The sequence below is a fragment of the Streptomyces vastus genome (genome assembly GCF_039532825.1).
Taxonomy (GTDB): domain Bacteria; phylum Actinomycetota; class Actinomycetes; order Streptomycetales; family Streptomycetaceae; genus Streptomyces; species Streptomyces vastus.
On record NZ_BAAASJ010000098.1, the window covers coordinates 147,787 to 168,660 of the forward strand.

Sequence of the window (20,874 nt, forward strand, 5' to 3'; positions counted from 1 at the left end):
ATGTCATGCGACCGGCCACAGGAGCCGACGTTCCCGCCTACGCCGCTCTGATCCGTGACCGTGCCGCATGGATGGTCCGTCGCGGCCTGGAGGGCGGCGAGGAGCTGCCGGACCGCGCCGACCAGATCGCCGCCCGAGCCGCCGACGACCACACTCCGGTCTGGGCCATGACCGACGCCGAGGGGCGCCTGATCGGCTGCACCAGCCTGTACGAGGAGACCCCACACTGGGGCTGGACCGACACCGAGCGTGCCGAACCGGCCCTCTTCCTCGCCACCACCTTCACCGACCCCGCCCACAGAGCCGAACGCCCGGGTGCACTGATCGCCTGGTGGGCACTCGGACACGCGGCCCGCATGGACAAGGAGTGGGTACGGCGCGGCTGCGGACACCTCGGCCTGGTCCACTACTACCGGGACGTGCAGGGCTTCGAACTCGTCCACACCACCGAACGCCACGGACACCCCGCCTACCTCCTGGCCCGCAAGGCCGAAGAGCTCGCCGATCTGCCCATCCGATCGACCATCAATGCCTGACCCGTGGCGCCTCGGCGCCGAGCTGACGAAAAGCGTTTGTCTCGGCGGGGAGCCGCGCCGGAACATGACAGGTCGTGACGCCCTCCGACGACGCTCCCTCTTCTCCGCCTGCCGCCAGACGCTTACGCACGCTGTTGCCGGACCTGGCCCCATGGCGGACCTCCCCCGACTTCCGACGGCTCTGGGTGGCCGGAATCGTCACCAACTTCGGCAGCTTCCTCACCTTCGTGGCGCTTCCGGTGCAGATGAAGGAGCTCACGGGGTCCGCGGTGGCCGTGGGCGCGATCGGCGCCGCGGAACTCGTACCGCTGATCGTTTTCGGTCTGTACGGCGGCGCTCTGGCCGACGCCCTGGACAAACGGAAACTGATCCTCTGCACGGAGGCGGGTCAGGGACTGCTCAGCGCCGGTCTGCTGCTCAACGCGCTGCTGCCGCATCCGGTGGTGTGGCCGCTGTACGCGGTGGCCGCGCTGTCCGCCGCGCTCGTCGCAATCCAGCGGCCGGCGCTGGACGCGCTCGTGCCGCGCATCGTCGCGCACGAGCACCTGCCGGCGGCCGCCGCGCTCAACTCCCTGCGCTGGACGGTCGGCGGCGTCGCCGGCCCGGCCGTCGCGGGTCTCGTCGTGGCGTACGCGGGGCTCGGCTGGGCCTACGCCGCGGACCTCGTCACTTTCGCGATCTCAGTCGCCCTGGCCCTCGGCCTGGCCGCGTCGCCGGCCGCTCACGAGGCGGCCAAACCGTCCCTGCGGTCCATCGCGGAAGGGGCGCGCTACGCGTGGAGCCGCAAGGAGCTCCTGGGCACGTACACGATCGACCTGGCCGCCATGTTCCTCGCCTTCCCCCTCGCCGTCCTCCCGTTCCTCGCGGACGACTTGGACGCCGAGTGGTCCCTCGGCCTCATGTACGCGTCGGTCCCGGCCGGCTCGCTCCTGGTCAGCCTCACCAGCGGCTGGACCTCACGGATCCACCGCCACGGCCGGATGGTGGTCCTGGCGGCGGCGTGCTGGGGCCTGGCCATGGTGGCCGCGGGCGCGGCCCACAACGTCTGGCTGGTGCTCGGCTTCCTCACCCTGGCCGGCGGCTTCGACATGATCAGCGGAATCTTCCGCGCGGCCATGTGGAACCAGACGATCCCGGACGAGCTGCGCGGCCGCCTCGCCGGCATCGAACTCCTCTCCTACTCGGTCGGCCCCCAGCTGGGGCAGGTCCGGGCCGGCACCATGGCCGCCTGGACGACCGTACGAACCTCGATCTGGTCCGGCGGCGTGCTCTGCGTCGCAGCGGTAGGGGCTCTGGCCCTCTGCCTCCCGAAGCTCATGACCTACGACGTACGTACGAACGAACACGCGGCAAGGCTGAGGCAGACCCGTGAGGCAGCCGCACCCGCGGGGCGCGCATCCTGAGGCTGAGAGGCGCCGGGCGGTCTTGACCGCGTCGGCGGTCGGGCGCCTCCTCGGGAGTGGTCGCAAGGGGGCTGGGGGCGCAGCCCTCAGCGGGGCCCGGGCCGGCCCCGGGATGGGACGGGTAAGAGCGGCGGGGCGAACGCACCCCTGCACCACCCACCCCTCGTCTCACCGGACGGACGACGTTTCGCCCAGGTTTCCGGGAGCGGATAGGCTCCCAGCGTGGCTGAGATCCAGATTCCCGCTGACATCAAGCCCGCCGACGGACGATTCGGCTCGGGCCCCTCCAAGGTGCGGACGGAGGCGCTGGACGCGCTGGCCGCCACCGGTACGTTCCTCATGGGCACTTCCCACCGCCAGGCCCCGGTCAAGAACCTCGTCGGCAAGGTCCGCGAAGGCGTGCGCGACCTGTTCTCCCTCCCCGAGGGGTACGAGGTCATCCTCGGCAACGGCGGCTCCACCGCGTTCTGGGACATCGCGACCCACGGCCTGATCGAGAACAAGTCGCAGCACCTGAGCTTCGGCGAGTTCTCCTCCAAGTTCGCAAAGGCCGCCAAGCTCGCCCCCTGGCTGGCCGAGCCGACGGTCATCGCGAGCGACCCGGGCACGCACCCGGACCCGCAGGCCGAGGCGGGCGTGGACGTCTACGCGTTCACCCACAACGAGACCTCGACCGGCGTCGCGGCCCCCCTCAAGAGGGTCCAGGGTGCCGACGAGGGCGCGCTGGTACTCGTGGACGCGACGAGCGGCGCCGGCGGCCTCCCCGTCGACATCGCCGAGACGGACGTCTACTACTTCGCCCCGCAGAAGTCCTTCGCCGCCGACGGCGGCCTGTGGATCGGCATCTTCTCCCCGGCCGCCATCGAGCGCGCCGAGCGTATCCACGCGAGCGGCCGCCACGTACCGGAGTTCTTCTCGCTCCCCACCGCGATCGACAACTCCCGCAAGAACCAGACGTACAACACCCCGGCCCTCGCCACCCTCTTCCTCCTCAACGACCAGCTGGAGTGGCTCAACGGCCAGGGCGGCCTGGACTGGTCGGTCCGCCGCACCGCCACCTCCGCCCGCACCCTCTACGGCTGGGCCGAGGACCTCAAGTACGCGAACCCCTTCGTCACCGATCCCGCCAAGCGTTCCCAGGTCATCGGCACGATCGACTTCTCGGACGAGGTCGACGCCGCCGCCGTCGCCAAGGTCCTGCGCGCCAACGGCATCGTCGACACCGAGCCGTACCGCAAGCTCGGCCGCAACCAGCTCCGCGTCGCGATGTTCCCGGCGATCGACCCGGCGGACATCGAGGCCCTGACGAAGTGCATCGACTACGTGATCGAGCGTCTCTGACCGCTCACGTACGACCCTGAAGGGCGCCCGGTGACCACCACCGGGCGCCCTTGTCGTGCGGCTCAAGTGATGCGCGCCCGCGCGTCAGGAGCCCTTGCCGTGGCTGCCGCCGAGGGGCCCGAATTGGCGGGCAAGACTGTCCATGTCCCAGTCGACAGGTCCGTTGGGTTCCTCAGTCCACGAGAGGGTGCCCGGGAAGTCAGCATCCTGATGCGTCGCCTCCCACTCTTCCTCGCCCGGCAGCATCGCTATCCACGGCGGCGGGGAATCCAGAACATCTGCCACGAACGCCAGCACAGTTGAGAATGACGCCCAGAGCGGATCGTCCCCCCAGTAAAACCCCTGCTCGGGGTCGTGGCCCCCGATGCGCCCCGTCCTGGTGTCGACGATCTTCTCCGACGGGCCGATGTTGCCGATGGGCACGTACGCACTCTCTTCGCCCTTGGTGAAATGCCCCTTGAAGCGCGCGATCTCGTCGGCGCCATACAGGAGGAAGCCAGGCGGGACGATCGTGACGAGTCCCGATCCGTTGTGCCGCAGCAACGACTGCTCGACGTCCGGCGGAAGTTGGACGCCGATCTGATCGGAAAGTCTCGCGATGTCGTCCAGACCGGCCGGCCCCGGCAGCTCCTCTTCAGGCGCATACCGTGCCAGCCACCGCTCGATCTTCTTCCACGACTCATCGATCGTCACCGGGCTACTCCCTCGGGTGTCATGCGGCTACCGCGATCCCTCGCTCACGTGCGCCGCTCCTCCTGAGCCGTGTGCAGTGTGACGTAGAGCCGCACCATGGCGCTTACACCTTCCAGTGCCGCGCCGGTGTCCGGCCCGCCAACGTCCGCTACCTCGCGGGCGCCACCCCCCGCGGCGCCTGGCGCTCGTGAGCGAAGCGCCCGGCACTTTCCCGTGCTGGGCGCCTCCTCACCGGCCCGCAGGCGTGCCCTGCGTCCGCCCAGGTGGAACAGCCGGCCGAACATCTCCAGGTTCTGCCGCCCCGTCAGTACCTCGTCCACAGCCGCGTACTGACCGGTGAGACCGATCCGTGCCCGTACCTCCCGCGGCTGGCGCGCCACGTCCAGTCCGGCCACCTGCGCCTGCCCGCCGTCGAGCCTGATGAGCGTCGACAGGATGCGGACGGCGGTGGTCTTGCCCGCGCCGTTCGGCCCGAGCAGGCCGTGGACGGTTCCCTCCCGCACCGCCAGGTCGAAGCCGTCGAGTGCCCGCTTCTCCCCGTACCTCTTCTCGAGCCCCTCGGCCCGGACCGCGTAGCCGCTCATGTGCACCCCTCCCGTGAATCCAGAAAGCCTGAACCCTGAAATCCCTGCGGCAACCCGAAACTGAGTACGCCGTACCCTTTTGAGAGTACACCGTACCCAGTTTCTGGGCCAAGGGATTATCCTGAAGCACATGGCGAGCACGTCGGGTCCGGACACCAGTGGCAGCGGAGACATCGTCCGCACCCTCAACCTCCTCTGGGACACGGGCAAACGCCCCAGCCGCGGCCCGAAACCGGGACTGACACTCGACCGGATCGTGGAAGCGGCCATCCAGATCGCGGACGCGGAGGGCCTGGAGGCGGTGTCGATGCGACGGCTGTCCACGGAACTCGGCACCGGCACGATGTCCCTGTACCGCTACGTCCCCGGCAAGGGCGAGCTGCTCGACCTGATGCTGGACCGCGTACAGCGCCCGTCCGGGGACGAGGCCGCGCTCGGCGCGGACTGGCGCGCGACTCTGGAGGCCCTGGGCCGCGAGACCCTCGCTCTTTACCGTCGCCACCCCTGGCTGCTGCAGGTGAACCAGACCCGTCCGGTGCTCGGCCCCGGCGCCCTCGACGGCATGGAGATGGTGCTCGCCCGCATCAAGCCCATGGGCCTGACCGACCCCGAGCTGGTCTCGGTGATCATCATGATCGACGGGTACGTCATCGGCGCCGCCCGCACCCAGCTGTACCAGAAGGAGGCGGAGCGGAAGTCGGGCCTGACGAACGCGGAGTTCTGGGAGGCCCAGGCCCCGGTCCTGGAGAAAGCCATGACCAGTGGCCGCTACCCCGTCCTCGCCTCGCTCAGCGAAGACGCCTTCGGCACCGACTTCGACCACTTCGAGTTCGGGCTGCAGCGGCTCCTGGACGGGCTGGAATCGCTCGTCGCCCGGCGCAACGAAGCCGGGCACAGCGAAGCCCGGCACAGCAAAGGGTGACAAACAGGGCGGTCGGTGCATCTATGGAGGCATGAGTATTCCCGTTACGCGCCCCGAGCTCATCCCCTTCGCCAGGCAGTGGGCCGCGCTGCTGACCACCCACAAGAAGGACGGCACGGGCGTGGGCACCCCGGTGAATCTCGTCGTGGAGGGCGATCACGCGTACTTCCGTACGCCCGGCAAGGCGTCGAAGGTCAAGCGGCTGCGCAACAACCCGGAGGTGGAACTCGCCCCCGCCACCCCGCGCGGCACCCCCGTCGGACCGCAGATCCACGCCCGGACCCGGCTGCTGGAGCACGGCAGCGAGGAGGACCGGCACGCGGCGAAGCTGCTGCGCCGCAAGCACCCGTTCCTGCAGGGCGTCCTCGTGCCGGTCGCCCACAAGGTGATGCGGACGCCGACGTTGCACTACGAGGTGCGGCCGATGGGGAAGTGAGGCGCGCGCCCGGCGGCTTCCCGGCACCCGTCAGCCGGTCAGGACCCGCGCCTCAGCAGCCGCCTGAGCCCGTAGATGACGACGAGCCCCGCGCCGAGAGCGATGGCGGCCATCTTGAGGTTGTCGTTGGGCCCGTCACCGGCACTGTCCTCGTCGGCGGCCGAACTCCCGTCTCCCGAGGGGGACTTGCCGTCCGCCGCGCCGGGGACGCTGCCGGGCTCGACGGGGCTCTCCTCCCCCTCGGTCCCGTACAGCAGCGTGGACCCGTCCGGGGTGTACGTCACCGACTCGCCCTGCCTCTGGAGCGGCACGCTCAGCCGGCCCTGTCGCTTCGGCTTCCCGTCGTTCCACTCGTACGCGATCCCGCCGAAGTAGCCGCGTACGGCGAGCTGTCGACCGTCCGGGGAGAAGGCGGCGTCGGTGGTCCACAGGTCGATGGGGGCGATGGGCTTGAAGACGTTCGTGCCGGAGGTGGAGAGCTGCGCCGGCCCGTCGTACAGGTGGCCGCCGTCCTCCTGCTTGTCGATGATGTAGACGCGGCCGGTCTTGGGGTGCACGGCGAGCGACTCGGCGTCGCGGGGGCCGTCGGAGTACTTCACCACGTACTGCGTGGCCCGGACCGTCTGGTCCTTGAGCTGCTTGGGTTCGGGGAGCCGGTAGACCCACACATAGGGCCATTCCACACCGTCGTTGTCGCCGATGTCGCCGACGTAGATCTCGTTGTCCGGGCCCATGGAGATGGCCTCGATGTCGCGCGGGGTGCCGACCCCGGTCATGGTGATAGTCGCGACGGTGTCGCCGGTCTTGCTGTCGATGGCGTAGAGGTAGGCGCCCTCGTCCTGGTCGTTGTGGGTCCAGTAGATGCCCTTGTGCCGGTGGGAGGCGGCGAGGCCGCTGGATTCGGTGATCCCCGGGTCCTTGATCGTGAACCCTTCCGAACCGTCGTCGCCGTCGGCGGCGACGACGGGCGCGCCGAGCGCGAGGACGAGCAGGGCTGAGGCGAGTAACGGCAGCGAACGGCGCATGCCCCCAAGCGTGCCATCCCCGCCCGGCGTTCACGCAGGGTGTTCAGCTTCACACCCCTGATCGCACTTTGATCAGGGATCCGGCAGGGATCTCGCGCCGTGGTCAAGGATGATGAGCGGATGCTCAGGTTCATGCCCGTAGGCGACTCGCAGACCATCGGCAGCGCGGGTGAACACACATGGCGTTACCGGATGTGGCAGCACCTGCGCGCGACGTACGGCGGCCCGTTCCGCATCGTCGGCCCCCGGGAGACGCTCTACGACAAGGCGACGGACACGGCCGACTCGTACGAGTACGCCGACCCGGAGTTCCCCCGTTCCCACCTGGCGGGCTGGGGTGAGGGCTGGCACCACATGACCCCGCTGATCGCCGAAGCGGTACGCACGCAACGGGCGGACGTCCTGCTGGTCTCGCTGGGCCTGATCGACCTGGGCTTCTACACGGACTCGGACCGGACAGCGGCGAACGCCCGCTCCTTCATCGCGGAGGCCCGCTCGGCCAACCCCCGCGTGGCGATGGTCTTCCTCCCGGTGATCCCGAACGTGAGGGCGGACTCGGACGCCGCCTTCGCCGCCGAGGTGGCCCACTTCAACGAGCTGCTGGCAAAGGCGGTCGCGGACCTGGACGCACTGTCGTCCCCGCTCCTGCTGGCCTCGGCCCCGGAGTCGTACGACCTCAGCCTGGACACACACGACGGCACCCACCCGAACGCCTCGGGCGAGCACAAGATCGCGGCCGCTTTCGCCGAAGCGATGTACCAGGCCTGGGACTTGGGCGAGCCGTACGCGTGACCTGGTCACCGTGCGTATCGTTGTACTGCGCGGCTGCACTCGACCGGGTGACAGCCGGGGAGGAGCGCCACGATGACCGTCCTTGAAGACAGGATCGCGATGGCCGAAGACAGCGGCGAACTGACGCTGGACGTCATGTTCGAGTGGCTCGAGAAGATGCCCATCCCCGAGGGAACGAAGGTCGAGATCGTCGGGGGGAACATCTTCATGTCACCGCAGCGGCAGACCCACTGGGAGATCATCTTCAACATCCTGGAGCAGCTGCGCCCCAAGTACCCCATCAACCGGCTGGCGTCGGATGTGCGGATCGACTTCCCGGGCCACCTGAACGGCTTCGCCTGCGACGTAGCCGCGCTGGCCGACCGATCGGTGAAGGACAGCAAGGGGCGCTGGCGCTACCAAGACGTCGAATTCATCGCCGAGGTCATCTCCAAGGACACCGCTGCCAACGACTACGGCCCCAAGATGACCGCGTACGCCGTCGCCGGAGTCCGTGTCTACCTCATCGCCGACCCTTACGAGGGCAAGTGCCACCTCTACACCCAGCCCAAGGACGGCGAGTACCTCAGCGAACTCTCCATCGCCTTCGGCACGGACGTCGACATGACGAACACCCTTGTCGGCGTCACCCTCAAGACCGACAAGTTCCCCCGCGACTAGCAAGCGACGGTCGGTGGCCACCGCTCTCCGGCCATCTGCCGGTGTTGTGGCGGCCACCCCCGGCAGTCGACCTACGCCGTCACCACGCGAACGCCTCCGGAGACGGCCCGGGTCCCGGGAAGATCTCGTCCAGGCCGGCCAGCAGCTCCTCGCTCAGCTCCAGCTCGAGGGCCCCCAGGGCGGAGTCGAGCTGTTCGGCCGTGCGCGGGCCGACGATCGGGCCCGTCACGCCCGGGCGGGTCAGGAGCCAGGCGAGGCCCGCCTCGCCCGGTTCGATGCCGTGCTTGTCGAGCAGGTCCTCGTACGCCTGGATCTGCGCGCGCATGGCGGTGTTGGCGAGGGCGTCGGCGGCCCGGCCGCTCGCCCGGCGGCCTCCCTCGACCTCCTTCTTGATTACGCCGCCGAGCAGACCGCCGCGCAGCGGGGACCAGGGGATGACGCCCAGGCCGTATTCCTGCGCGGCGGGGATGACCTCCATCTCGGCGCGGCGCTCGGCGAGGTTGTAGAGGCACTGCTCGCTGACGAGGCCGATCGTGCCGTGGCGGCGGGCGGCGATCTCGTTGGCCTGGGCGATCTTGTAGCCGGGGAAGTTGGACGACCCCACGTACAGGATCTTCCCCTGCTGGACGAGGGTGTCGATCGCCTGCCAGATCTCCTCGAAGGGAGTGCGGCGGTCGATGTGATGGAACTGGTAGAGGTCGATGTAGTCGGTCTGCAGCCGCTTGAGCGAAGCGTCCACCGCGCGCCGGATGTTGAGCGCGGAGAGCTTGTCGTGGTTGGGCCAGGGGCCGGCGCCGTCCGGGGCCATGTTGCCGTAGACCTTGGTGGCCAGGACCACCTTGTCGCGGCGGTCACCGCCCTTCGCGAACCAGTTCCCGATGATCGTTTCCGTACGGCCCTTGTTCTCGCCCCACCCGTAGACATTGGCCGTGTCGAAGAAGTTCAGACCCGCGTCCAGTGCGGCGTCCATGATGGCGTGACTGTCGGGTTCGTCGGTCTGCGGGCCGAAGTTCATGGTGCCGAGGACGAGTCGGCTGACCTTGAGTCCGGTACGTCCGAGCTGCGTGTACTTCATGGAGCAACAGCCAACTCCTTGGAGTCCACTCGAAGCAAGGGCGTCCCGTCCGCTGTGCATCCGTGCGCACCGGCCCCGCCGACTGTGCTTCAGCCCTTGGCGCATCTGGCTGTTCGTGCACGCGTGACGGTCACCCGGCAGACCTGTGCAGGCGCGCGGTGGCCCCGTCCGCGCGGTTGCCGCCGATGCGACGCGACCGTTCGGCGCCGCTCGCTGTCGCTTGCCGAGCCGGCTACTGGCCGCCGAGCGCCGCCGCCAGCGCCACCACCACGAGCATCAGCACCAGTACGCCGGCCATGATCCGGTTACGTGTCTTGGGGTCCACGTCATCGAGCCTAACCGGACACCCTCAGCCGCCCGAGCCGAGGGCCCAGCGGGCGATCGTCTCGTAGCGGGGGCGTTCGCCCGGTACGCCCGACCTGGGAAGATTGCTGCGGACCAGGCACAGCTCGGCCACGGTCCACGGCCGCCCGGCGAAGTCGTTCAGCAGGGCGGTGTACGGCGCGAAGTCCGCCGGGCCCCGGCTCCGGGCGACGGTGAGGTGCGGGTGGTAGCGGCGGTGCTCCTCCATCGGGACGCCCGCCTTGCGGGCCGCCGCCTCCGAGCGCTCGGCGAGCAGCCGCATCGTACGGACGTCGCCGGTCGCGCCGACCCACAGCGCCCGGCGCCCGAAGTGGCCTCCGGCCCGCAGTTCCAGCGCGAACGGATCCGTCCGGTGTGCCGCCCGCTCAAGCCTCGCCGACAGATCCGGTACGAGTGCGTCGTCGACCTCGCCGTAGAACGCGAGCGTGAAGTGCCAGCCGGGGCGGCCCGTCCAGCGCAGGCTCTCGGCGCCCGGCAGCTCCCCCAACTCATCGACGACCGCGGCGAGTTCGGCGGTCACATCCTCCGGTGGCAGAACGGCGGCGAAGAGTCTCATGGATCCAGTCTCCCCGGCTGTGCGCCTTCGCGCCGGAGCGTGACCCGGTCACCGTGCGTATCGTTGTACCGCGCGGCTGGACTCGAACGAGTCGCAGCCGGGGAGGAGCGCCACGATGACCGTCCTTGAAGACAGGATCGCGATGGCTGAAGACAGCGGCGAACTCACGCTCGACGCGATGTTCGAGTGGCTGGAGAAGATGCCCGTCCCCGAGGGATACAAGGTTGAGATCGTCGGGGGGAACATCTTCATGTCGCCGCAGCGCCGCACGCACTGGCGGATCATCTTCAGCATCCTCAAGCAGCTGTGCGCCCGGTACCCCGACGAGTGCCTGATGTCCGACGTCCGCATCGACTTCCCCGGGCATCTCAATGGGTTCGCGGCCGACGTGGCCGCCCTCGCGGCGGACTTCGAGCCGGACGAGAAAGGCCGCTTGCGGCATGAGGACGTCGAGTTCGTCGCCGAGGTCATCTCCAAGGACACCGCCCGCAACGACTACGAGCCGAAGCTGGCCACGTACGCCGCAGCCGAGGTGCCGGTGTACCTGATCGTGGACCCGTACACCGGCAAGTGGCACCTGCACACGCTGCCGAAGGACGGCGAGTACCGAGGGCACCAGAGCCTCGACTTCGGCTACGAGATCGACCTGACCGGGACCGTGGTCGGCCTCGTCCTCAAGACCGACGAGTTCCCCCGCGACTGAGTACGGGCCCGCCCTACGCCACCGTCGCCAGCTCCCGCTCCGGCTTCTCCTCCCGCGGCACGAAGCGGACCCGCGGATGACCGTGGTCCCAGCCCACCGACAGCCGCAGGCCGCCGACGCGGGCGAGGATCAGGCCGACCGTCGCCGCCGCGAGCAGTGAGATCAGACCGCCGAAAGCGAAGCCGATGCGGGCGCCGAACGTGTCGGTGATCCAGCCGACGATGGGCGCCCCGAGCGGCGTACCGCCGACGAAGACCATCATGAACAGGCTCATGACGCGGCCGCGCATGGCCGGGTCGGTGGCCATCTGGACGCTGGCGTTGGCGGTGGTGTTCACGGTCAGGGCGGCCATGCCGGTGGGGATCATGAGCAGGGCGAAGAGCCAGTACGACGGGGACAGTGCCGCAGCGATCTCCAGTACGCCGAACAGCAGGGCCGCGCCCACCAGGATCCGCAGCCGCACCGAGCCGCGGCGGGCGGTGAGCAGTGCTCCGGCGACCGAGCCGACCGCCATGAGGGTGTTGAGGAAGCCGTACGTCCCGGCGCCCGCGTGGTAGACCTCGTCGGCGAACGCGGTGAGCCAGATGGGGAAGTTGAAGCCGAAGGTGCCGACGAACCCGATGAGCACGATCGGCCAGATCAGTTCGGGCCGGGAGGCCACGTAGTGCAGGCCCTCGCGCAGCTGGCCCTTGCCGCGCGGCACCCGCTCCACCTTGTGCAGCTCCTTCGTACGCATCAGGAGCAGGCCGGTGATGGGCGCGAGGAAGGCGAGGCCGTTGATCAGGAAGGCCCAGCCGCTGCCGACCGTCGAGATCAGGACGCCCGCGACGGCGGGGCCGATGAGGCGGGCGGAGTGGAAGTTGGCCGAGTTGAGGCTGACGGCGTTGCGCACCTGGTCGGGGCCGACCATCTCGGAGACGAAGGTCTGCCGGGTCGGGTTGTCGACGACGGTGACCATGCCGAGCAGGAACGCGATCAGATACACGTGCCAGACCTGCACCTGGCCGCTGAGCGTGAGCACGGCGAGCGCGAGACCGCACAGGCCCAGCGCGCCCTGGGTGAAGAACAGCATGCGGCGCTTGGGGTAGCGGTCGGCGATGACTCCGCCGTACAGGCCGAAGAGCAGCATCGGCAGGAACTGCAGCGCGGTCGTGATGCCGACCGCGGCCGAGGAGCCGGTCAGGCTCAGCACCAGCCAGTCCTGGGTGATGCGGGACATCCAGGTGCCGGTGTTGGAGACGATGGCTCCACTGGCGAAGAGCCGGTAGTTCCGGATGCGCAGTGAGCTGAAGGTCGACGACTTGGCCGACTGGGCCGTTGCGGTGACGGTGGTGGGGGAATCGGGGGTGTTCGGTCCGGGGGCGGAGGTTGCTCCGGGTCCCGTACTCAACAGGGTTCGCCTCCTTTGACTGGGGATGCGGCCCGCAGGGCCCGCTACAGGTGCGCCAGCTTCTCGAGGACGGGCGCGGCCTCGCGGAGCTTGGCCCACTCGTCCTCGTCGAGGCCGTCGACCAGTCCGGCCAGCCACACGTTCCGCTTGCGGCGACTCTCCTCGAGCATCGCCTCGGCGCGCTCGGTCTGCGCGACGACCTTCTGACGCCGGTCCTCGGGATGCGGCTGAAGACTGACCAGGCCCTTGGCTTCGAGCAGCGCGACGATGCGGGTCATCGAGGGCGGCTGCACATGCTCCTTGCGGGCGAGCTCGCCCGGCGTGGCCGTGCCGCAGCGGGCGAGGGTGCCGAGCACCGACATCTCGGTCGGGCTCAACGACTCGTCGACCCGCTGGTGCTTGAGTCGGCGCGACAGGCGCATCACGGCGGATCGCAGAGAGTTCACGGCGGCAACGTCGTCGCCATGGGTGAGGTCAGGCATGTTGTTTAGGGTAACTCATTACTCTCGCTAAATACCACCTGGACGGCCGCCCTATGCCCGTGACCCCGGACACTGAACCCTGCCATCACCCATATGAGTGAGCCCGCGCCGAAAAATGACCCGCGGCACGGCCGGCGGCGGCAACCCTCGTACCCATGGGGACCAGCGTGCTCAGTCTGCGGATGGACAAGGAGCTGCTCGAACGGCTCCGGGACCGTGCGGCGAAACGGGGGATGAGCGTCCAGGACTATGTCGTCCAGATGCTTGTCCGGGATGACTTCGACGCGCGGTTCCAGACCGCGGTCGAGGAGACGGAGAGGTTCTACGGGGTTACGTGAGGCCCTACGGGGTCACGTGACGGTCCTCCGCCGCGGTGGCGTTGGAATCGGCGCCCGCATCGGCGCCCGCATCCGCCTGGGCTCCCGCATCGGCAGCGACATCCGTCCGGGCATCGGCGTCAGCCTCCGCCTCGGCCTCTGCGCGCTTGATCGCCGCATCCCGCCTGCGTACGTACCAGATGCCGATGAACCCGAGTCCCCCGCCGGCCAGGCACGTCCACAGCCACCACAGATACCCGTGGTCGTCGAACCAGCCGTAGAAGGGAAGCTGCGCCAGGAAGAGGACGAACCAGAGGACCGTGCCACCCGTGATGGTGGCGACAACGGGCCCCTCAAGGGGTTCCGGTGCCTCGTGCCTGGGTGTCCACTTCGCCATGGGGACAGCTTACGGGGGTTCCGGGGCGGCCCCCGGGCCCCGGGCGCCCCGTACAACTACGGCACCATTTCCCCGCGTTCCCGTCCTCCCCTGGTCGGATCTTTGCCGCGCTGGGCGTGTGAAGCCCCAAATCGCACCGTACCGTCGTCTGCATGACGCACATCGACGCGGGCGCCGAACTCGATCCCGTGCACCCTGTGCCGGCTCCCCTCCCCCGTGCGAGAGGCCTGACCGCCGCCGAGGTCGCCGAGCGGGTGGCCCGGGGCGAGGTCAACGACGTCCCCGTGCGCAGCAGCCGCTCCACGGTCGACATCGTCCGCGCGAACGTCTTCACCCGCTTCAACGCGATCATCGGCGTCCTCTGGGTGATCATGCTGTCCGTCGCGCCGATCCAGGACAGCCTGTTCGGCTTTGTGATCCTCGCGAACACGGGCATCGGCATCATCCAGGAGTGGCGCGCGAAGAAGACCCTGGACTCGCTCGCGCTGATCGGCGAGGCACGGCCGACCGTACGCAGGGACGGGGCCGCCGCGGAAGTCGGCACCTCCGAGATCGTGCTCGGGGACCTGATCGAGATCGGACCGGGCGACAAGATCGTCGTGGACGGCGAGTGCGTCGAGACCGACAGCCTGGAGATCGACGAGTCGCTGCTCACCGGTGAGGCGGACCCGGTCGTCAAACAGCCCGGCGACCAGGTCATGTCGGGCAGCTTCGTGGTGGCGGGCGGCGGCGCGTTCACCGCTACGAAGGTGGGGCGCGAGGCGTACGCGGCGCAGCTGGCCGAGGAGGCGAGCCGGTTCACGCTGGTCCACTCCGAGCTGCGTTCCGGCATCTCCACGATCCTCAAGTACGTGACGTGGATGATGGTCCCGACCGCGATCGGCCTCATCATCAGCCAGCTCGTCGTCAAGGACAACGACTTCAAGGACTCGGTCGCGCGGACCGTCGGCGGCATCGTCCCGATGGTCCCCGAGGGTCTCGTGCTGCTGACGTCGGTGGCCTTCGCGATCGGCGTCATCCGGCTCGGCCGCAAGCAGTGCCTCGTGCAGGAACTCCCCGCCATCGAGGGTCTCGCCCGCGTCGACACCGTCTGCCTCGACAAGACGGGCACGCTGACCGAGGGCGGCATGGACGTCCGCGAGCTGCATGCGCTGGACGGCAACGACGAGACGTACGTACGCACCGTCCTCGGCGCGCTCGGGGACTCCGACCCGCGGCCGAACGCGTCCTTGCAGGCGATCATCGAAACCTACCCGAACGGCTCGGGCTGGCGCTGCCTTCAGGCGCTGCCGTTTTCCTCGGCACGCAAATACAGCGGGGCGTCCTTCAGCGAGGGCGACGGCGAGTCGAGTACGTGGCTGCTCGGGGCGCCCGACGTACTGCTGCCCGACGGGGACCCGGCGCTCACCGAGACCGAGCGGCTCAACGAGGAGGGGCTGCGGGTGCTGCTGCTGGCCCGGGCCGGGCGCGAGCTGGACGATCCCTCGGTCGCCGAGGGCGCCGAGCCGACCGCCCTCGTCGTCCTGGAGCAGCGGCTGCGGCCTGACGCCGCGGACACACTGCGGTACTTCGACGAGCAGAACGTACGGGCCAAGGTCATCTCCGGCGACAACGCGGTGTCCGTTGGCGCGGTGGCCGGAAAGCTGGGGCTCACGGGGAACGTCGTGGACGCGCGCCGGCTGCCCGCCGAGCAGCACGAGATGGCCGAGGCGCTGGACTCGGGCACCGTCTTCGGGCGGGTCACCCCGCAGCAGAAGCGGGACATGGTGGGCGCGCTCCAGTCGCGCGGGCACACCGTCGCCATGACCGGCGACGGTGTGAACGACGTGCTGGCCCTCAAGGACGCCGACATCGGCGTCTCCATGGGGTCCGGGTCGGAGGCCACGCGGGCCGTGGCGCAGATCGTGCTGCTCAACAACAGTTTCGCGACGCTTCCCTCCGTGGTGGCAGAGGGGCGGCGGGTGATCGGCAACATCACCCGGGTCGCGACGCTGTTCCTCGTCAAGACGGTGTACTCCGTGCTGCTGGCGATCATGGTGGTGATCTCGCAGGTCGAGTATCCGTTCCTGCCCCGGCATCTGACGCTGCTGTCGACCCTGACGATCGGGGTGCCGGCGTTCTTTCTCGCGCTCGCGCCCAACAAGGAGCGGGCTCGGCCGCACTTTGTGCGGCGGGTGATGCGGTATGCGATTCCGGGGGGCGCTGTTGCCGCGTTTGCCACCTTTGCCACGTATCTGATTGCTCGGGAGTACTACAGCGGGCCGGGGTCCTTGGCGGCGGAGACCAGTGCGGCGACGTTGACGCTGTTTCTGATCTCCATGTGGGTGCTGGCGATCATCGCCCGGCCGTATACGTGGTGGCGGGTGGGGCTGGTTGCGGCGATGGGGGCCTGCTTTCTGCTGGTGCTCGTTGTGCCGTGGCTCCAGGACTTCTTCGCTTTGAAGCTGGTGGGGGCGCCGATGCCGTGGACTGCCGTCGGGATCGCGGTGGTTGCGGCGGTCACCTTGGAGTTCATGTGGAAGTGGGTGGACCGCCGCTTTCCCGCGTAGAGCTCCCGCCGGCCTATCGCACGTCGACGTAGTCACCCGTGGCGGAGACAGCCGGAGTGGTCGAGGTGCCCTCGAAACGGAAGCGCCAGTAGCCGTCGTAGTTGGCGGTGGCGGTCGCCTTCACGTTGCCGTACGAGTCCGAGTACACCGTCTTGACGGTGGTGTACGTGCTGGTGCCCACCTTGCGGAACTGCAGCCTGACCGGCTGGTTGGTATAGCCCTTATAGGTGTTGGTCTCCCAGTTGGCGCGGGTCAGCTTGCCGGTGGCGGTCAGGGTCTTGCCCTTGTAGAGCGGCTCGGGGCTCGCGTTGACGGTCAGCCGGGAGTAGCGCTGGACCTTTGTGGAGGCGAGGTCGCCCTGGTCCGCGTAACCGACCTGGCTGATGTCGAAGGAGCCGCTGGACGGGTCCTGGCCGTTGAAGGTGATGGCCATCGCGCCGCCCTTCCAGCTGCCGGCGTCGGCGTTGATCAGGTCGCCGTAGGCCGGGTAGACGTCGATGGTGCCTTTGCAGGTGGCGGTGGTCGACGAGGTGGCGGTGCAGGTGGCCGACTCGTCGCCCATGAGGACGTTGTCCGGGGAGTCGAACGAACCCTTGTAGATGTAGGGGTCGGTGAAGAAGTCCCCGGCGGTGATGTCGACGTCGGCGCCGTGGGTCATGGTGTAGGTGACCGGCACGGTGACCCGGTTGGTGGTGCCGACCTTGATCGCCGAAGCGATCTTGAAGTTCGAGAAGGTGACGTCCATCGCGTAAGGCTCGTCCGCCGCGGCGGCGGAGGTGCTGAACGCGGTGTCGCCGGAGGAATCGGCGTGGGCGGCTTCCCGGATGTCGGCGACGTCCGCGCGGGAGGCGGCGGCGTCGTCCGCCTGCGCGGCCGGAAGGGCGAGGGCGGAGAGGGCCAGTGCGCCGGAGGCGGCGACCACGGTTGCTCGAATGCGCATGCGTTCCCCTGACGGAGAAAGGGGTCCCCACGGTGTCGTCTTCACGTGGGGCCCAAGTGATCGTGGAGTCTGTTGACTCAGTGATCAGATCCCTTACAGGGGTGAGTGGTTGTAGGGCGATGAAATTCCATGAATGTGATCAAGATCACATCGTTCGCCGCGGCCCCATTTCCTCAGTCGAACCAGCGGTCCCGCGCCAGCTCCTCGGTCCTTGACGGGTCTTCGAGCAGTGCGGCGACCTCGAAGCGGCGTGGCCACTGTCCCGCCGCCCAGGCGAGGCCCGCGGCGATACCCTCCAAGGTGGCGGCGTGCAGGACGCCGTCACGGGTGCGGCGCCAGTCGATCTCGATGCCGTCGATGAAGAGTTCCTCGTGTTCGACGTACGTCTCGAGGGTCGACGGTCCCAGCAGGACGCGTACGGAGTCGGGGACCTCGTGCTCGACGCCCTCACTGGTGACCTCGCCGGTCACCGACTCGCTCAGGCGCCGCACCTGGAACAGTTCGGCGAGGTCGGCGGCGTGTGAGGGCCGTACGGGCAGCAGCGGGACCCCGGCCGTGAACGGGAGCAGGTCCGGGGAGTCCACCACCACCGCGTCGGCCGCGTCCACGACCACGATCTCGCCGTCCCGCACGGCCCGGAGGTCGTCCGGGAGCGTTACCTGCTCGGGGTCCAGGTCTGCCAACGCGCCGTACAGGGCGTGCAGTTGGGGAGACGAAACCTCGCGGTCCGGGTCGGCCAGGCGGTCCAGGAGTTCGGCTGCGCCGCCCGGTTCGCCGAGCAGGGCGGCCACCGATGTGCGGACGCCCAGGGCCCGTAGCACCTGCTCGTCCTCGAAGCCGGTCGCGTCGGCGGCGTCGTACAGGCCGTGGAGAAGCGGGTCTCCCGCCCGTCGCCCACCACCACCCTCATTCGAATGCCCTTCGGGCTCTTCTTTGAACGCCGCTCGCAGGCCGGCCGGGCGGCGGCCGTCCAGGACCGGGTGGCCACGCAGCCACCACGCCGTGTACGGGCGGACGATCTCGTGTGTGCCGTCCGGAAGCAGGACGCGTACCGGCTGGGTGAGAGCGTCGCGCAGGGGCGGGCGGGAGAGCAGGGCGAGGGCCTGGGGCCAGCGGTCGTCGTCCACCAGGTCGAGGTCCCGTACGGCGGTGATCTCCGTGGCGACCGGGGGCACGGGTGTGTCGGGCAGCCGGTCGAGCACGTCCTCGCACCAGACGTCCACGGCGTCCAGCAGGCCGACGTCGTCGGGTTCGGCGTAGTCGCCCTCGCGGGGTTCCAGTTCGTCCGGGTCCAGGACGACATCGGTGGCGCGTACGAGGGTGAAGTTGGCCAGTACGCCGCAGGCGGCCAGCGGCTGCTCGCCCCAGCGTTCGGCCAACTGGGCGTCCACGGAGGCGAGTTCGTCCTCGCGCATGACCTGGGCGAAGGGGCTGCCGGGGAGGACGAGTTCGGCGGCCGGGGCCAGTTCGCCCTCGTCGTCGGGGAGGGCGAGGGCGCCCAGCCAGGGTTCGTCGCCGGGTTCCAGGCCCGCGTCGCGTACGAGGGCAAGGACGGTGTCCGCGAGTTCCTCGGCGTCCGGGGCGTCCTCGTCCCAGCCGGCGTCGTCGTCGAGGGAGGCGGCGACGGCCGCGCGTACCTGCGGGGTGGTGAGGATGGCGCGCGGGGTGGCGGGCAGGGCGCCGAGCTTCTCCAGGAGGGGATGGGCGGCGTCCTGGTGCGCGACCTTGAGGCCCAGGCGGGCGAGGATTTCGGAGGTGGCGGCCCAGGTGTCGTGGGGGGTGGGACCGTCGGGGAGGGGCACGAGGATGTGGCGGGGACCGATCGTCGTACGTCCGTCGGCGAGCGGCACGGGCAGTCCCGAGAGCCGGTCCGGGTCGACCCCGGCGAGGCTGTCGTACAGCCGCCGCCACCAGCCCGGTTCCTTCTCCAGGCCCGCGAGCCGGTCGATCGCCTCGGTCAGCGGTACGCGCGCGACGCCCAGCGTCCGCAGCTCCACCCGCCGTTCGAGCCCGGCGGGGAGGAGGCTGGGCAGCACCTCGGCGAGTACGCGTACCGTCTCGGCGCCCGCCGACTCGACGACCTCGGCGTCGCGGGGCCGGAGCGCTTCCGGCAGGTCGGTGTCCTCCGCGGCCGGAGTGACCGCCGGGGGCAGGAAGGCGGTACGGGGCAGCCGCTCCAGGATCGCCTGCCGCAGCGCACCGTCCAGCTCCCCCTTTCCGAGCGGGCCCGGCACCAGGTCGATGATCCCGGTACCGACCGGCCGCCAGTCGGCGAGCAGTTCGGCGTACGCGTCCGCCGCCCGCTGCACGAGGAAGTCGGTCAGCGGGCCGGGGGCGGCATGGCGGCGGGTCGTGTCGAGGGGGAACGAGGCGATGAGCAGGGCGGGCACACCGAGGGCCTCGTCGCTGGGCGTGGGCGCGTGGACCACGGGGCTGGTGCGGGGGCGGGCCGGGGCGCCGTCGGCGTCGACGGGTACGGCCCAGGTGACCGACCACTGCGGGCGCAGCCGCTCCTCGACGGGCCGGTCGGCGAGCAGGGCCGCTTCGAGAGGGCCGTACGCAGAGACGGTGCGCCAGCGCGTCGTACCGTCCCGCGAGTCCTCGACGGTGACGATGCCGCCTTCGCTGTGCCGCCGCAGCGTCCGTACGCCCTCGTCCCCCTCACCGGTCTCCACGACGACCTCCTCCAGGCCGGGCAGGGCGAGGAGCAGGGCGTCGTCGACCGAGTCGAGGAGGCGTTCGGTGAGGTCCTGGGCCGCCGGGTCGCGCAGCGGGAGGATCACGACGGTGTCGTACGGGTCCGGGGCTGTGCCCTCGGCGGCGAACGGCAGCCTCAGCAGGGGCACATGACCGTCGCGGCGGCGGATCTCGTCGCCCAGGCCCGGGGTGCGGCGGGCGGTGTCCATGGCGAGTTCGCGGGCCTCGGCGAGGGACCAGCGGGCGCCGCCGTGACGGCCGACGATGGCGGGCTCGTCGGTCACCGCGAGCACGGCGGCGAAGCCGACGCCGTAGCGGCCGACCGTGCCTTCGTGGTCCTCGCGCTTGGCGGAGGCACGGAGGGTGGACAGCGACTCGACGCCGGCCGCGTCGAGAGGGGCGCCTGTGTTGGCGGCGACGAGGACGCCGCCGCGGAGGGTGAGCCGCAGGCGGCCCGGTACGCCGGCGCGGGCCGCGGCGTCGGCGGCGTTCTGCGCCAGCTCGACGACGAGGCGGTCGCGGTAGCCGCCGAGGGCCAGGTCCTCCTCGGCGTTCGCGTCCTCCCGGAACCGTGCCGGGCTGGCCGCCCAGGCGTCCAGCACCCCACGCCGCAGCCGCCCCGTCCCGAACGGGTCCGCGCCCTCGGCCGCCGGCCGCACGAACTTGGTCACGGTTCAGTCTCCTTCTTCGGGGGGTGCGGCCGGGGGTGGTGCCTTTCGGTCGCGGCACCGAAGGTACCGGTTGTCTCCGGCGGTTGGGCGGGTTGGGTTCGTTGTCGGGTGCGGGTTCGTTGTGGCTGGTCGCTCCCCCACTCTCGGCTTCGCCCGAGCGGGCCCCATCGCGGCGGAGCCGTTGATGTCACAGCCCCGCGCCCTGGGGCGCGTGGTGAGTCGGGGCCATGGGCCGGTGGGAGGCTGCAGGCACATCGTGGCTGGTGAGCATGATTGCTGACGGCTCCTGGAGCGCCCCGTCAGGGGCGCGGGGAACTGCACGACCAGCCACGACGGACTGGC

General features: G+C 69.9%; 19 protein-coding genes and 1 pseudogene. 10 read left to right on the top strand and 10 right to left on the bottom strand.

Features of this window, described 5'->3' with window-relative positions:
- Positions 1-5: 5 nt before the first annotated feature.
- The 3 genes from ABD357_RS31330 to serC all read left to right on the top strand — a co-directional run bounded on the left by ABD357_RS31330 (position 6) and on the right by serC (position 3,280).
- Positions 6-536 (top strand): GNAT family N-acetyltransferase, encoded by a 531-nt coding sequence (locus ABD357_RS31330; protein WP_344394392.1) that lies wholly within the window; start codon positions 6-8, stop codon positions 534-536.
- Positions 537-670: 134 nt separating this feature from the next.
- The gene (locus tag ABD357_RS31335; RefSeq protein WP_344394393.1) at positions 671-1,939 is read left to right on the top strand and encodes an MFS transporter; all 1,269 of its coding nucleotides are present in this window, start codon (positions 671-673) and stop codon (positions 1,937-1,939) included.
- A 222-nt stretch (positions 1,940-2,161) separates the two neighbouring features.
- Complete coding sequence (gene serC, locus ABD357_RS31340; RefSeq protein WP_344394394.1) at positions 2,162-3,280, top strand: phosphoserine transaminase; 1,119 nt, start codon at positions 2,162-2,164, stop codon at positions 3,278-3,280.
- An 84-nt stretch (positions 3,281-3,364) separates the two neighbouring features.
- Here the strand turns inward: serC and ABD357_RS31345 are convergent, their stop codons facing one another.
- A complete protein-coding gene (locus tag ABD357_RS31345) occupies positions 3,365-3,973 on the bottom strand; it encodes an SMI1/KNR4 family protein (protein ID WP_344394395.1) in 609 nt (202 codons plus the stop codon).
- A 140-nt stretch (positions 3,974-4,113) separates the two neighbouring features.
- A pseudogene (locus ABD357_RS31350) lies at positions 4,114-4,557 on the bottom strand (ATP-binding cassette domain-containing protein); the annotation flags it as partial.
- 130 nt (positions 4,558-4,687) lie between these two features.
- Between ABD357_RS31350 and ABD357_RS31355 the strand changes: the two are divergent.
- A complete protein-coding gene (locus ABD357_RS31355) occupies positions 4,688-5,479 on the top strand; it encodes a TetR/AcrR family transcriptional regulator (protein WP_344394396.1) in 792 nt (263 codons plus the stop codon).
- A 31-nt stretch (positions 5,480-5,510) separates the two neighbouring features.
- Positions 5,511-5,915 (top strand): PPOX class F420-dependent oxidoreductase, encoded by a 405-nt coding sequence (locus ABD357_RS31360; protein WP_425585081.1) that lies wholly within the window; start codon positions 5,511-5,513, stop codon positions 5,913-5,915.
- Positions 5,916-5,953: 38 nt separating this feature from the next.
- On the opposite strand, the gene ABD357_RS31365 is transcribed toward ABD357_RS31360, so the two are convergent.
- The gene (locus tag ABD357_RS31365; protein ID WP_344394397.1) at positions 5,954-6,940 is read right to left on the bottom strand and encodes a WD40 repeat domain-containing protein; all 987 of its coding nucleotides are present in this window, start codon (positions 6,938-6,940) and stop codon (positions 5,954-5,956) included.
- 120 nt (positions 6,941-7,060) lie between these two features.
- Between ABD357_RS31365 and ABD357_RS31370 the strand changes: the two genes are divergently transcribed.
- Both ABD357_RS31370 and ABD357_RS31375 read left to right on the top strand, forming a co-directional pair.
- On the top strand, positions 7,061-7,732 hold the full coding sequence (locus ABD357_RS31370) for an SGNH/GDSL hydrolase family protein (RefSeq protein ID WP_344394436.1): 672 nt from the start codon (positions 7,061-7,063) through the stop codon (positions 7,730-7,732).
- A gap of 72 nt (positions 7,733-7,804) precedes the next feature.
- Entirely contained in the window at positions 7,805-8,392 is a 588-nt protein-coding gene (locus ABD357_RS31375; protein WP_344394398.1) for a Uma2 family endonuclease, read from the top strand.
- 79 nt (positions 8,393-8,471) lie between these two features.
- On the opposite strand, the gene ABD357_RS31380 is transcribed toward ABD357_RS31375, so the two are convergent.
- Both ABD357_RS31380 and thpR read right to left on the bottom strand, forming a co-directional pair.
- A complete protein-coding gene (locus ABD357_RS31380; RefSeq protein ID WP_344394399.1) occupies positions 8,472-9,467 on the bottom strand; it encodes an aldo/keto reductase in 996 nt (331 codons plus the stop codon).
- A 349-nt stretch (positions 9,468-9,816) separates the two neighbouring features.
- Positions 9,817-10,386 (bottom strand): RNA 2',3'-cyclic phosphodiesterase, encoded by a 570-nt coding sequence (thpR, locus tag ABD357_RS31385; protein WP_344394400.1) that lies wholly within the window; start codon positions 10,384-10,386, stop codon positions 9,817-9,819.
- Positions 10,387-10,501: 115 nt separating this feature from the next.
- Here thpR and ABD357_RS31390 point away from each other — a divergent pair, with 115 nt between their 5' ends.
- Positions 10,502-11,089: a Uma2 family endonuclease gene (locus ABD357_RS31390; protein ID WP_344394401.1), complete on the top strand. Its 588-nt coding sequence runs from the start codon at positions 10,502-10,504 to the stop codon at positions 11,087-11,089.
- Between the two features lie 13 nt (positions 11,090-11,102).
- On the opposite strand, the gene ABD357_RS31395 is transcribed toward ABD357_RS31390, so the two are convergent.
- On the bottom strand, positions 11,103-12,479 hold the full coding sequence (locus ABD357_RS31395) for an MFS transporter (RefSeq protein ID WP_344394402.1): 1,377 nt from the start codon (positions 12,477-12,479) through the stop codon (positions 11,103-11,105).
- Between the two features lie 44 nt (positions 12,480-12,523).
- Complete coding sequence (locus ABD357_RS31400; RefSeq protein WP_344394403.1) at positions 12,524-12,961, bottom strand: MarR family winged helix-turn-helix transcriptional regulator; 438 nt, start codon at positions 12,959-12,961, stop codon at positions 12,524-12,526.
- 155 nt (positions 12,962-13,116) lie between these two features.
- Between ABD357_RS31400 and ABD357_RS31405 the strand changes: the two genes are divergently transcribed.
- On the top strand, positions 13,117-13,299 hold the full coding sequence (locus tag ABD357_RS31405) for a ribbon-helix-helix protein, CopG family (RefSeq protein ID WP_344394404.1): 183 nt from the start codon (positions 13,117-13,119) through the stop codon (positions 13,297-13,299).
- 4 nt (positions 13,300-13,303) lie between these two features.
- On the opposite strand, the gene ABD357_RS31410 is transcribed toward ABD357_RS31405, so the two are convergent.
- The gene (locus ABD357_RS31410; protein ID WP_344394405.1) at positions 13,304-13,675 is read right to left on the bottom strand and encodes a DUF2530 domain-containing protein; all 372 of its coding nucleotides are present in this window, start codon (positions 13,673-13,675) and stop codon (positions 13,304-13,306) included.
- A 152-nt stretch (positions 13,676-13,827) separates the two neighbouring features.
- Here ABD357_RS31410 and ABD357_RS31415 point away from each other — a divergent pair, with 152 nt between their 5' ends.
- Positions 13,828-16,224 carry an HAD-IC family P-type ATPase gene (locus ABD357_RS31415; RefSeq protein WP_344394406.1) on the top strand — a complete coding sequence of 799 codons (2,397 nt, stop codon included), beginning with the start codon at positions 13,828-13,830 and terminating at the stop codon, positions 16,222-16,224.
- Between the two features lie 13 nt (positions 16,225-16,237).
- Here the strand turns inward: ABD357_RS31415 and ABD357_RS31420 are convergent, their stop codons facing one another.
- The gene (locus ABD357_RS31420; RefSeq protein WP_344394407.1) at positions 16,238-17,164 is read right to left on the bottom strand and encodes a hypothetical protein; all 927 of its coding nucleotides are present in this window, start codon (positions 17,162-17,164) and stop codon (positions 16,238-16,240) included.
- A gap of 173 nt (positions 17,165-17,337) precedes the next feature.
- Positions 17,338-20,532 carry a sacsin N-terminal ATP-binding-like domain-containing protein gene (locus ABD357_RS31425; protein WP_344394408.1) on the bottom strand — a complete coding sequence of 1,065 codons (3,195 nt, stop codon included), beginning with the start codon at positions 20,530-20,532 and terminating at the stop codon, positions 17,338-17,340.
- Positions 20,533-20,874: the final 342 nt, after the last annotated feature.

Coding starts and splice junctions, on each gene's coding strand:
- ABD357_RS31330 (WP_344394392.1), top strand. CDS start 6: ATGCGACCGGCCACAGGAGCCGACGTTCCCGCCTACGCCGCTCTGATC.
- ABD357_RS31355 (WP_344394396.1), top strand. CDS start 4,688: ATGGCGAGCACGTCGGGTCCGGACACCAGTGGCAGCGGAGACATCGTC.
- ABD357_RS31360 (WP_425585081.1), top strand. CDS start 5,511: ATGAGTATTCCCGTTACGCGCCCCGAGCTCATCCCCTTCGCCAGGCAG.
- ABD357_RS31365 (WP_344394397.1), bottom strand. CDS start 6,940: ATGCGCCGTTCGCTGCCGTTACTCGCCTCAGCCCTGCTCGTCCTCGCG.
- ABD357_RS31370 (WP_344394436.1), top strand. CDS start 7,061: ATGCTCAGGTTCATGCCCGTAGGCGACTCGCAGACCATCGGCAGCGCG.
- ABD357_RS31375 (WP_344394398.1), top strand. CDS start 7,805: ATGACCGTCCTTGAAGACAGGATCGCGATGGCCGAAGACAGCGGCGAA.
- ABD357_RS31380 (WP_344394399.1), bottom strand. CDS start 9,467: ATGAAGTACACGCAGCTCGGACGTACCGGACTCAAGGTCAGCCGACTC.
- thpR (WP_344394400.1), bottom strand. CDS start 10,386: ATGAGACTCTTCGCCGCCGTTCTGCCACCGGAGGATGTGACCGCCGAA.
- ABD357_RS31390 (WP_344394401.1), top strand. CDS start 10,502: ATGACCGTCCTTGAAGACAGGATCGCGATGGCTGAAGACAGCGGCGAA.
- ABD357_RS31400 (WP_344394403.1), bottom strand. CDS start 12,961: ATGCCTGACCTCACCCATGGCGACGACGTTGCCGCCGTGAACTCTCTG.
- ABD357_RS31405 (WP_344394404.1), top strand. CDS start 13,117: ATGGGGACCAGCGTGCTCAGTCTGCGGATGGACAAGGAGCTGCTCGAA.
- ABD357_RS31410 (WP_344394405.1), bottom strand. CDS start 13,675: ATGGCGAAGTGGACACCCAGGCACGAGGCACCGGAACCCCTTGAGGGG.
- ABD357_RS31415 (WP_344394406.1), top strand. CDS start 13,828: ATGACGCACATCGACGCGGGCGCCGAACTCGATCCCGTGCACCCTGTG.
- ABD357_RS31420 (WP_344394407.1), bottom strand. CDS start 17,164: ATGCGCATTCGAGCAACCGTGGTCGCCGCCTCCGGCGCACTGGCCCTC.